Annotated in this window: 10 protein-coding genes; 9 read left to right on the top strand and 1 reads right to left on the bottom strand. The window is 43.5% G+C overall.

Translation table 11 applies throughout. From position 1 onward, the window contains the following. The first annotated feature begins 1,608 nt into the window (after positions 1–1,608). The 5 genes from BG74_RS04725 to BG74_RS10745 all read left to right on the top strand — a co-directional run bounded on the left by BG74_RS04725 (position 1,609) and on the right by BG74_RS10745 (position 4,634). Positions 1,609–1,818 carry a hypothetical protein gene (locus BG74_RS04725; protein ID WP_066596963.1) on the top strand — a complete coding sequence of 70 codons (210 nt, stop codon included), beginning with the start codon at positions 1,609–1,611 and terminating at the stop codon, positions 1,816–1,818. Between the two features lie 1,295 nt (positions 1,819–3,113). Then, on the top strand, positions 3,114–3,296 hold the full coding sequence (locus BG74_RS04720) for a hypothetical protein (protein ID WP_066596962.1): 183 nt from the start codon (positions 3,114–3,116) through the stop codon (positions 3,294–3,296). A gap of 31 nt (positions 3,297–3,327) precedes the next feature. Next, positions 3,328–3,570, top strand: coding sequence for a hypothetical protein (locus BG74_RS04715; protein WP_066596961.1), 243 nt, complete (start codon positions 3,328–3,330; stop codon positions 3,568–3,570). Positions 3,571–3,730: 160 nt separating this feature from the next. Continuing rightward, complete coding sequence (locus tag BG74_RS04710; RefSeq protein ID WP_066596959.1) at positions 3,731–3,949, top strand: hypothetical protein; 219 nt, start codon at positions 3,731–3,733, stop codon at positions 3,947–3,949. A 337-nt stretch (positions 3,950–4,286) separates the two neighbouring features. Next, positions 4,287–4,634, top strand: coding sequence for an MATE family efflux transporter (locus tag BG74_RS10745; RefSeq protein WP_073961082.1), 348 nt, complete (start codon positions 4,287–4,289; stop codon positions 4,632–4,634). A 1,613-nt stretch (positions 4,635–6,247) separates the two neighbouring features. Here BG74_RS10745 and BG74_RS13100 read toward each other — a convergent pair. Further along, complete coding sequence (locus BG74_RS13100) at positions 6,248–6,568, bottom strand: alpha/beta hydrolase (protein WP_187202622.1); 321 nt, start codon at positions 6,566–6,568, stop codon at positions 6,248–6,250. Positions 6,569–7,043: 475 nt separating this feature from the next. Here BG74_RS13100 and BG74_RS19195 point away from each other — a divergent pair, with 475 nt between their 5' ends. From BG74_RS19195 to BG74_RS13095, 4 genes are all read left to right on the top strand, one after another. Further along, a complete protein-coding gene (locus BG74_RS19195) occupies positions 7,044–7,580 on the top strand; it encodes a beta-ketoacyl synthase N-terminal-like domain-containing protein (protein ID WP_305809573.1) in 537 nt (178 codons plus the stop codon). 395 nt (positions 7,581–7,975) lie between these two features. Then, entirely contained in the window at positions 7,976–8,221 is a 246-nt protein-coding gene (locus BG74_RS19590) for a hypothetical protein (protein ID WP_369678510.1), read from the top strand. A 2,742-nt stretch (positions 8,222–10,963) separates the two neighbouring features. Continuing rightward, positions 10,964–11,209, top strand: a complete 246-nt coding sequence (locus tag BG74_RS04675) for an HPr family phosphocarrier protein (RefSeq protein WP_066596949.1) — start codon at positions 10,964–10,966, stop codon at positions 11,207–11,209. A 134-nt stretch (positions 11,210–11,343) separates the two neighbouring features. Beyond that, positions 11,344–11,505 (top strand): PTS sugar transporter subunit IIA, encoded by a 162-nt coding sequence (locus BG74_RS13095; protein ID WP_187202621.1) that lies wholly within the window; start codon positions 11,344–11,346, stop codon positions 11,503–11,505. Positions 11,506–12,508 lie beyond the last annotated feature (1,003 nt).

Genomic DNA, 12,508 nt, shown 5'->3' with positions numbered 1-12,508 from the left:
CCGCTGGTAATGATGTAGACACGATCGCACCTCACGCGGCGGTCACGGCTATGATTTTCCACGATATTGCTTGCCAGTTATTATTTCCTCTCTTTTTTAACTGCTGACGTCCGCCAGGGTAGCTCGTCTACCCCTCCTTCGAAGTTGGATATTCTTTATCCCGCCGGTGCAGACAACGCCACCTAAGTCTTTTCAGCGCACGTTTTATTTTTCCTCAATCGCCTGAGTTGGCACTCTTACTCTGAACGTGGCGAAACCCCCGCTTGAAACCCTTCGGCGGAGTGCACAGAAGTCGCGGCCAATGTTAATTCAATGAGCTGAATGTGAAATTATGACGTTCTTTTTGTCAAAAACCGATGATGCCCGTCGGTTGCGGGATAAGTGGTTGATATAAAAACTGATAATTGACATTTTTTCCGTAATTTTGGCATACTTATTATTTTTCCTAAGCTTGGGATGCGTACGTAGCGATAATAAAGAAAGATTCTTTATTCTCCAATCCGTCTTAAAATATCGGGAGGCCTCACTATTACTTAAGCATATGAAGCATCAGAAAAATTCTGCGGGCGATGTGATGCAGGGTGAAGTTGTACTGTTAAATGATGTCCATCAAGGATGCTCTGCGTTAGTCCATAGTATCGCCAGACTCTGCATTCGTTATTATCAATATCCGCAGGAATCAGCACGTCTTGCCACCATAATATTGAGGTCGTCATCATGAATTTCATTTTCGCATTGTTAGTGGGTGTGTTTATATCTGTCTACAGTTTACATCGACAAAATAGATTAATAGAAAGCCTACAACTTCAATCTACAGCATGGCTTTATCAATTTAGTAGTATTGATGAATATTGTTAGAAACATGACATTAGGATAAGTTGCCAATTCCCACGTCTAAAGGTGACTTTTTCTCTAGCAGGAAACCCAGCCAACGCGTGTAACCCTGCAATGTCTACGACCGATGCAGGCAGCGATAAGCGGTCAAAGCGGCCAGACGAAAATATAAACTAGTGATCGTCAGTGTTAATTATTTCCTTTGTTATAACATCCTAACGATTATAGAGAAATCACTATTAGCCTAATTTATCTCTTTGAAATATGTATTTGACACCAACCTCTATAACAGTGCGGTTTATTATTTTATGTGTTGCAATGTTCACATATTTTATTTACCATAATCCGATGTCCTTTAAAGCATCGTCGCGTAGGGTGATGACGACATGAAAAATAGTAATCAGGGCATCTGCTGTACTTATGATAGAAAACACCATAATGCCGGAAAGGTATTTTATGAACAAAAAGGTTGACAGCTTGGTTTAATATTATTCCCATAATATGGGATTTATGACATAGTATATGATGATATATATCCGTCACAAGGAGAGATTATTCAGATTTAAAATCTATTTAATAGATATATCGGGTCGCATGTGTGTTATTATCTAGTTAAAACCTGCGTATTAGAATCGTTTACGAATCATGAAAATCTGAATTTTAGGACGATACATAAATCTCTGTTTCTAAGTCGCTGCCGAGGAAGAATATTATTATACCATCGTTGATGGCAGCAACGTGGCGCAGGGGTCGCGTTTGGCAAATTAGTCCTTTATGTGGGGCATCAACACCACCGATTTTCGCTGGCACCCGATCAAACGAGTTGCCGATCTGGATAGCGGCAATGTCAGAGCACTGATCATCTTGTTTAAGGTGTTCCCGGAGGTGACCGGGATCGGCATCGATGTTAGGGCCAAGGACATTGACGAGGCGCAGCGCAATATCCTTAAGCCATGGCCTGTAAGAGAGAATCAAGCTTTATAATCAGAATGTCCTGTCCTGCAAGCGGTAGATGGTTCCGTATTGCAGCAGCGTTTCTCGTGTGCCGATACCTTAATAACTTTCATGATGATGCATCATTTCTTCAATATTGAAGATCCGATACGGATATTGCAAAAAAATCGGCAGTACATTTCCCAACAGGAAATTCCTAATTGCCGATATATTTATGTCGGAAGAGTAAATACTGACTGATAAAAGCCCTATATTCTTTTACGATTTTGAATATGTTCATAGCCTGATTAAAATAAAACTTTTCAGAAAAAGAAGCTATGAAAATTATTTCTCATCTACAGGGTTAAACATAATGGAGACACACTATCTGAATATCATCAATACCTATCTTTTTATTTTGCAATGAGGATGATATGGATCAGTAGAAAGCGTATTGCCAGCTGCTTATTTTACATAACTTCAAGGGCCATCACCAGATGGTACCTTATTTTATGACAGAGAACATGTTAGGAAGGTTGCCGTTTGAACTGGTGGAATGAGATATTTCTCAACGGATAAGGCAACCCGTTGCGGAGCTGAATCGATATGAGGTTGATGAAATTTATTTGCTTACCTCGCCGGAACCGGACCTCCGGCGAAGTCGTTATTGACATCAATATATAAGGTGACGTGAAAACGTATTCATCTCCCAGAGTTATCCATGTTCCCGCCAGCGCAACTCATCAATTTATTATCAGGAAAGCCGGCTTTGGCAGTTTCTATTTCGGTGTTTTATACCAAGCATCGATGGGCTGCATGACTAAATTACATACCTATAATACCTGTGATCAGCATATCAAGCACCGTATACATCTCAAAGAGACTAATTCAAAGGTCATCCAACCTATGTAAACCTGCTTTGAGGAAGAGCTTGCCCACATCAGTATTTATTCTGATCTGGAAAACCGGATAGCCATGAAAAAGATAGCCCATTATTATCGTTTATCTCCCGGCCAGCTGCTGATATGGGAAACGGGGTGGATGAAAATTTTGTTAATTTACCTGACGTTTTTTCAATGCAGCGGGCGAACAGTGCGACCTTCAGACTTACCGGTAACGGGCCGTTCTTTCATGGCGTGTCGCTAGCTTTTTTATGTAATCTACATAATCCTACCGGTAAGAACGGTAATAGATAGACAGACGGTAATAATGTTCATCGAATGTATGAATCGGCACGATTTGTTCCCATCATTGATGAAGCCTATATTCACTTTGCTAGCGAAGAGAGCTGTTCTCGGTCCTGACGGCGATACGCCAGGGCGCACCCCGGGCGGATAATGCTGAGAATGTTTTCTAAAGCGTTCAGCCTGGCTAAGCTCAAGGTCAAGATTTGCCGCAGGCCCTGCCGATGTTCGCCGCGGTGGGTGGCCCGGTCGTCGGCGCAGGCGCTCCCGTTCCTGATTAACCGCTTCGCCCAGCTACTATCGGCGGAGGTGCTAATACTGGGTGCGGTGGACGCTACCGTGTAGCCCGCGCACGTGGGGCTGGCTACGAGAGATTATGACGGCGTTTAATGTGTCGGGGATCCATTATATTCCTTCCGTCGCCAATTTTATCTGCTTTAAGCCGCTGTACGGCAGTGAATCTCTGCTGGCCCACGCCCGAACTAACACGACCCAGGTGCGTGATTGTGCGCTATTCGGTATGCCAGGCTGGATACGCGCTTCCATCGGCCATGAAAGCGACCGCAATAGCCTGCTAGTTTTATTACGGCTTCCCGGCACCACAGTTGTAGAGCCTTAAGATAGCTATCTCAAATATTAATTACCTTTATCAGCAGGTAGCCTGTCGTCGGCTGTACCGCTCATTTTGTTGATGCTTTAGCAAAGTCAGAACAGTCTGTCGATATATTTATCATAGGCGGAGTAAGCGTTTCCGCTATCGAAGCAGTAGGGATTGGGCTGTGCAACTTTATTTTTTCCTGTTTACTAGCGCGGTAATCGGTATCACGATTAGCGTACACACACTGGTTGCGCGAAATCTCAGCGCCCGCCAGGGGCGGCAGACAATTGATCCGCTGCACAGCACTTGTGTGATCGCGCTGTTGGTCGGCGCCGTGATTATTCTGGCCATTCTGTTTTTCCCCGGCGGTATTCAGCTAGTAGTGACGGACGTAGAATAGAGGAAAATTGTATTATCTGCTTACAAACACTGTGATGTGCTAGTCGCCGGCGATTAGCTGCATACAATCTTTCTCTTGGAATTTGGCAGTATATGATATGAGAAAACCGTTTCAGTCTACTCATTATCGTCGGCATTTATCTGTACAATTTTATTATCGGCTACTCATTTTGTTTAGGCGGGTCTCGGCATTAGGGGAGACTACCTAGGGACCGTCGTTGGCCTGGTATTTGGAGACGCTACTGTTTTTTCTTATCGGACGTTTGTTAGACGCGGAATATCGCTTCTATATCATCGGATTTTTAATCACCTAGCTAAAACCCATCGTTAGTCTTTCTTTGTATGTTGGCATACAGAAACTGTTCTTTTCCGGCAGCTGCGCCATAATTTTTATTATCGCTAGCCGTATAGGAACTACGCCGCTGGCAATAATCACTGTGCTGAATAATATTATGTTGTTTAGCGTCATACCGCTTATCGGTATAGGTATAGCCACAGCGGCATTCATCAGCAAATCCCTTGGCGCCGGCCAACGCCGGGAGGCAAGCTGTTGGGGAAATGCGTCGCTGTTGGTGGCATCACTCTGTTCGCCGTGCAATTTCTGCTGTCAACTCCGATCACTGTCATGTCGTTTTTCCTCCACGATGCTGCGCTGCTCGACGGAAAAACCGGTCTATTACGCGTGACGCGGCGGCCTGCGAGCGTGTTTTTTTTTGAGGTATTTGTACAGATATTTAAATTTTCCCTGTTTAGGTGCCAGTTTATACTGCCAGATGGGCAAATTGCCCATTGCAATACAATGGATGGTCGTGTCCTCCGCTGGCTATTTATGTCTGCTACAGTACGATGTGATTCGAAACATTGTGGTCATGTTTTTTAGCCTACTGCCTATGCATTAGTGTGATGTGGTAGCGAGAGAAATGGGCGATTCTGTACCCGTGAAAGCCGTTCCCCTTGAACCCCTGTCTGCATCGATGTCGCTGATGAAGATCCTGATTATTGATTGTGAAACCGATTTGTCAAACCCGGTGGTGGAGTAGTTAAGGCTTTATGAGTATTATTTGATGACCACCGGGGCATCACTGAAAAATGGCAGTTACCAAGATAAAAACAGTTATGTCAGCATTATCTCGCTGGATACGGAAAATAACGATGATCTTATCTACTACAATGCCTAGAAGCTTCATTGAGTGGTGCAATTTGACCGAGTTATCGGCGTGCGTGGATTTGCCCTGTTGATTGCCCGAATAATGGGGTCGCCGAGTCCGTCGGTGCTGGCTGCTTATCCGGGATCATCGCGATAAAGGGGTCTCATGAAGATGCCGCTGTGCGAAGCTAATATTGACGTTCCGGCATTTGCGCTGATTAATAATGTTCTGGATATTATCAACTTCGTAAAGCACAACGGTTATCCGGTACTGGCCAAACCTCGTTGATCCCGACGGGTGCTGGGTATTACCATTAGAAAATGATGACGCGCTTTACCAGCGGCTGAAAACCGGCTTGAAAAGCGCGCTGGAAGACATGATTAATGTCATGGTCGAAACCTTTATCGATGGGGATATGTACCATGTCGACGAGCTAATATTGGATGGCGACATCAAGTTTATTTCTCCTTCGTGATATCTTACGCCCTGCATGAGGTTTCAGCAGTGAGGGAGAGACTATTGCCAGCAGCATGTTGGCAGAGGATTATACCATTGCTGTGTCGCTAATGCGTTACGTTGAACAGGTTATTGCAGGACTACATTCGCTGGAAGACTTTGTTTTTCACGCGAAGTTGTTTGAGGACCGGCGGCATGGCGATTTAAAGCTATGTGAAATCGCCGCCCATGCTGGCAGTCAGTGGGCCCGGTTATTCCGGAGATTGAAATCGTTTACAGCGTTAATTTAAAGGAAATCACCTTCATGTTACTCCTCGGACAGCTGCATGACTTGACGCCTTTGCCCAGGATAAGCGGCTGGCTTATCGTATTGAACCGCTATCCTTACGCGCGAGTGGAACACCTCCCTACCCACAGTTCTTTCCCGGATTTCGTCAGTTTAAGATGTTTTATTCAGACCACACGACGTTTACCGATAGCTATCAAGTCCTGGCGGAAATCATTGTCAACACGAGTCCACGCGCCACATCGCGGCAACGCTCTTATCGGTCGTGGCATAGTTCAATGAAACTGTACAATGGCACCGTTGGAGGGGACTAACCATCCCATTTTTAGCTAACTATGTCACCCTGACGGCAGCGTTTGCCATTTAGCGCCGAGGTCAGATCGTGACAAACACGCAGATGCGGCGGAATCTACTGCGAGGGGTTCAATTTAATAACGCCATCGACATATAGTGCACCAGCTAACCGGCTATCGCCATAATACACCAGATAATTACATATGACTGCTCCTCCCCCCAGTGACCAGCTGACCACTGTCGTCTGATGTCCGCGGGTTACCGTCAATACCGTGGCAAGCTCATCTACACAACGCTTACCGTCGGTGTAGGCGGGGCGTCCGTCGGTTTTAAAGGACTGGACGTTCTCGCGCAGATCATAGCAACGAACACGTTTCGATAAAATTGATTGCCTGATAGCACAATCTCTAGAATTGGCAGGAAAGTGGTGGAGCATTCTCGTCCTGCGCGATGCTTTTCATAGTCTGATAAAATTTGATGAATTTCAGCAAAGCCTGTGATCATCGAAGATAAGATGCTTATTCGACGGCTGAAATATTTGGTACAGCTCGGCATTCTTTACCTTATCAAAGCAGACTGCTGTGCCATGAATACTTGTTTACGCCGCATGGGAATACCTTTTCCGGTACTCATCACGTTGCTGTATTGGGAAAATACGCAGCTCGCCTGTAACGATGTCGCCGTGATACCTGTACACTGACAAACGGGACTGCCGGTTATTCCTGCCTTGATGGATCTTACCGGTAAGGGAAGGTTGGCCCTGGATAACCTCATGCTAGAGTAGTACCGGAGACAAAAGCTGGAGATGGCATAAACGGTAGCTAAAAACAGGTAAGATACGTCCTCCAACCCCTTTCTGGTACGCCTAACGTTAGGAATTTATAATATACCCTCCCATCCCTGTTACAGGGATGGGAGGGAGGGTATCGCCTTTAGGCTATGACGTGGAAACCGTCTGGTCAAGATTACTGGCGAGCAAGTCCGGAATCCACGCGCTGCCAGAGGATATCTGCGAGCTATTGCTAAAATTAATGGAAGCGTTCCCAATATCACCGCCGATCTGCTGGAGGGCTTTTCCCAAAAGAGTCGTGGCGATAAGAGATCAGAAAAAGATGGACAGCTTTTCTCGGCTCGCCGACGCTGAAGAAGCGCTGAATCAGTCGGGATGGATTGCCGCCTGGCAGCAGCAGGATCGGACCGCTATCGTGATTGTGACAGGGATATTTAGCCTTCCAGCTATCGCCAACGCGGTTCGGGTGACGGATAGTCGGGGCCCGGGAGGTTATCTCTGTTTACTGTTCTTTACTATTCCTTCATTCATTTCTAGAGAATCTGGAAGCAGGTCAGGTTTCCATTACATACAACTTCAAGGGGCAGATTTGCGCCCTGGTGACCGCCCTTTCCGTCGGTATAAAGGCCATCATCGGCGATGCCGTGCGTTTAATTAACTGTTATGAAGTTGGACATCGCGTTGTGCAGGGTACCGAGTCGGCGATGAATAGCGTCATCCTGGGGGATTCGCTGCGACTCTCGCCGTGGTAATCCACTTTAACGCTCTGTCTGAACAAGCCTCCCGGCCGTTTGATCGCGACCCCGAGAGATTTGTCATGGGGGAAGATGCAGATCTGCTAGTTATAAAGGTACTGGAGGAGAATGCCCTAGAGCGCGGCACGCGGCCTATCGCCGAGATTGTCGGTTACGGTACCAGCGCCAATGCATACCGTATGACGCTGGGGCCGGGGAAGATATCGACGGCGCTTACCGCGCGATGTTGCTGGCTTTGCGTCAGGCGGCAATCGCCCCCGAGTAAGTGCAGTGTATCAATGCCCATGCTACCTCGACGATGTTAGGCGATCTGGGAGAGATTAATGTTATAAAAGCGATTTTTTGGCGAAAAAGAAGGCAGCCTGGCGCTCAACTCGACAAAATTAGCCACTGGCATCTAACTAGGCGCGGCAGGCAGTATAGAAATGCTGTTTGCTGCGCTTGCGTTGAGGAACGAGAGAGTGCTGCTACTCTTAATTTTACCCATTCCTCTGACCCCGCTGCCGCTGACAAGATTCAAGCCAGCGGCAGTGCAGTGCGATAAGCTGGGCGATGACCTATGCCTTATCGAACCGATTCGGCTTTAGCGGCGTCAATGCCAATATCTTTTTGAAAAAGTGGTCATCATAGCAGGCTATTTTGCCAAAATGAATTGGGTTATCCCATTCCTTTTGCTTTGACTCCCTCCCTCTATGCCTAGTCGCTTCGCCTGTAACTGATCGTTTCCCGCTTATTGGCCTATTCTCAGGCCCGCTAGTCAACCCGTCTTTCCCTTATGCACCTATCACTTACTCACTCAAAAAAACTTACCTCGCGCGATGAGGAAAGTGGATACCGGACTGTGGTTTGATCGTAGCGAAGAAAAAAATGAGTCAGTCCAGCGTATCCGTTTTTATGATTTAGCGAACAATATCGCCTGTTAAAATGGTTAAAACTATGAAGAACAATTGTATATTTGGCGTTTTATCAAAATAAAACGTGATTTTTATCACAAATTATCATACCAAAGAATAATGACTAAAACATGATCGCGATCTCCGGAATATGGAAAAATATTCCTAATTGGAGAATATTATTCTATTAAGTTTTTTGTTATCCTTAGGCAGGATAGTAATATTAATTCTGAATATTAAAGAAAGAAGGTGACTTTAGCATTGAATTGAGCGCAAAAATGATGAACTTATGGTGAATAGGTAAATATCGTGATGCTATCTACTGTCCTACAAAGAAATATAATTGAACTCCTGTGGATATTCAGGAATTTTATCACGGTAAAAGATATAGCCGATGAGATTTCATTTTCGGAAAAATGGTGAGAAGCGGGATTAATATCATTGGTCATGAAATCCATCATCATAATATTGCAAGTTTGTCGCCAAGACTAATAAAGGGGTTTTATCCTAATATGAATAGAGCCGCTTTTGATAAAATTTCAGCCACTTTCATTGACCATCATATAGATAATTGTATTAAAAGTCGATCATCGCTGGTCCTGGTGATGCTGCTAACACTGCCGAAAGTGTCATTGCAGGAGTTGTATGAAGGTGCATATCTAGATAGAAGCGGATTAAAAATATTTAATAGAGGCATAGTAATATTTAGCTCAGTTCGATATAAGGCATTGAGAAATGCGATTCCTATTATTTCCTGGATAGGGGAGAAGCAGCTCTACGTCAAGTATATTGGCACTCATACCTTGAACTAAAAGGCTAACTAAAAATAGATTCTGCTGCGCTGGAAGAAAATTAAGAAAGGCGCCACGTATCCTTTGATGACAGTTATTACTTGACTATCAAGCTGCTGTAAAAATGGAAATAGTGTATGTTGATCCTATGATACAAATTCTGGGTAAGATAGAGAACAATTATCTCGTTCATTACACCTATGATGCCTTTATATGGCTAGTGGTCAATCTGTTACTAGTAATCGGCTGCTAGGGTAGACGCTATCCTGCCACCCTGTTACCACAGGCTTATCTATAAAATAGCGATGCTTGTCCAGAACAGGAAATTGTGATGTCTTTTCTGCCAGAAATTGCCGATTGCAGCCGTAGGCTGTTGCACGACTCTAGAGCGTCACTACATAACGGCATGTTTACTCATATAACAGCATGTTTACTCATCTGTTAACTCACTAAAATTAAATAGAAAAATCTCATAGAACAGGTGATATTAACGCCACCGGCTATTATGGCAGTCACCCAGTAGTTCACTCTTTCTATAAGCAATATTGTTAGCAGTGAGATGGTGCTCGATAAATCGCTATTATCACGGTTGCTAATACTGATCATGAAAAAATAATTTTTCAGGATAAAATTTAATATGAGTAATATTGAGACAGAATCAGCCTAGTTTTTGGTGCGGTAAGTAAAACTCTCCTATCTCGATCTTTTCCTTGAGGTGGAATATTTCATTCATCTACATGAACTATAATATAGTACTATCTTTTTAGATCATTAAATTGGTTTCATAACGCTTTACATCAAAAACGCACAAAGTTTGTCGATGAAAAAATACGTTCGGCGAACGTGTGTAATTATGGCATCAGCATTTCACAATTTGTAGTGCAGAAAATCATGTGTGCCATCACGCAGGTTTTGATTGTTGATGTATTGTCTGTCAGTGAATTGCACAGTCTTGATAACAATTTTTGTGAATTAGTTGTCACTACCATTCCGGTGAATTTGCCGAAAGAAACCACGGTGCAGGTTAATGATATGCTGCCGCCCTATGATCTCTCCATCATTAAGAACTCCGTTGAAAAATACAGAAGAGTAAGATTCTCGAAAGTATCAAGTCACACGGCAATGGGACCTTGCAGCGTTTTCAATCTTATATATTGCAGGAAATGACTTTCTTCATCGGAGATTCGGTAGACAAAGAGACAGTGTTGACCACCCTATGTCATGCCGTCTTGCGGTAGGGTCTTATTGACCAAGGCTATCTCCAATCTATTCTCGCGAAAGAAAAATTATATTCCACGGAGATTGCCGTGGGCGTGGTTGTTAACCCACGGCGACCCTGTTTTGGTTAAAATAAATTTATTTCCCTAGCATGAACTTCCATCCTGCCTGTTGGCTGGAGAGACGTGCATGCGATGTTATTGTTGTTAGTAACCTTCAAAAAGTCCTCTGACGGAAAAATAGATAGCAATATTGCAGGTTTTTATTTGATGTTGGCGTGTTTGGTAGACAATGAGTGTGCGATAAAATCGCTACGGAAATACAAGATCCCTAGGGAATTCTATCTCTATTTTTATCAGTTTACATTAAAGAAATAGGGAAAATATGAAAACCTACGAATTGATTATTCGGAGTGAAGAAGGATTACATGCCAGGCAAGCAGTAGATTTCGTTGATAAATCTATAATATTTACAAGTAAAATAACGTTAGAAAATGATGGGGAAATATTAAATGCCAAAATTATTACTTTAGTATTGAGTATAGTGGCGTGCTATAATGATAAAACTATCATTATAGCAGAAGGGGATGATGAAGCCCCTTTTCGATTGCAGATCTTACAAGCTTTCTGAATGCCGTTGAGTAATTACATAGCATCATTATTCTATTAATTTTAGGGTTATCATTATGATACTTTCAATATATTTTTAATAAAAATGCTATACAGGGAAATATGCCAGAGAAAAATAAATAATAAGAGATTAGTATGCTGGCGGAGTTATTGCAAAAATATGGTGCAGTTAAAAATAGTGAGTGGTTTATCTATGACATCTATCAACGTGAGCGTAAGGGAAAAACCAGCGGAAGCGGCTATATCGCTATCCACCACGTAAATCCGATTTTATCACCTATACCTGTATTACCATAGGTTTGTTAGATAAACCTATTAATTTGAACTCTTTGGACAGTGACCAGGTAAAAGTGATTTTATTATTTATGGTAAACAAGAAATATAAAAATTATTTATGAAAATGATATTGCAGGTTGCAAGCTTGCTAAGCAAGGAAGAAGTATATGTGCAACTCTTGACAGCTAATAATAGCTAATATGACTGATGAGGCGATAATATGACTTACGGTGTTAATGTAAAAAATACATGCTGACTAAAATATCTTATATTATCCCGGTAGTTGTGTCCGGATTATATATGACCATCGTAAAAATCTGTGTTGGCCATTTTGTTGCCAATGCTACCTAGACGGTACTTTAATTTATCAATCAACTTGGGGCAGTAACAATGGGACTGGTAGTCCTGGTTTTAACTTAGAGCATCGCTTATTCTATTGCGGAAAGATTGGGTATCGCGTCAGGTATTGTATTGAGTTTTATCACATTGGAAATTAAGGCTGTGTTTTTGGGAGGCATGCTTGCGGGATTTCTCGTCGGCTATGTGATATTAGCGATAAGACGTTTTCTTAAACTACCGTCCAGCATGCAAAGCCTGATACTGGTATTTTCATCCCGTTACTGTCTACATTGGTTGTAGGGCTGGCATTTTATCTCATCGTTGGAAAACTGGTAGCGATATCCCAGGCCGTGGTCATTGATTGGATGAGTTCTAGAATGGTGCTAGGGGATATTATTGGTGCCATGATGGGATTTTATTTGAGGAACCCATCAATAAATCGGTTTCTTTGTTCTCTAATGCCATGCTGCCGTCGTGCAAGCTATTAAGGCCCTGAGGCGGCCAAAATTGTTGCTGGCATGCACCCCATCAGAGTGGACACTTGGGTCTTTATCTCGCGGTATAAACGTTACTCTCAAGGAGAAATCGATGCTGCCAAGGCGGCCCTCTCGTTTGGTTTATGTTTTATCACTGAAGGAGTTCTGTCTTTTGCCGCTGCCGATTCTTTGCGATCATCCCCGCCCGC

Origin of the sequence: Sodalis-like endosymbiont of Proechinophthirus fluctus, assembly GCF_001602625.1 — a bacterium.
GTDB lineage: Bacteria > Pseudomonadota > Gammaproteobacteria > Enterobacterales > Enterobacteriaceae.
Note: the sequence above shows the minus strand (reverse complement) of the source record. Positions and strands in the feature narration are given on the sequence as shown.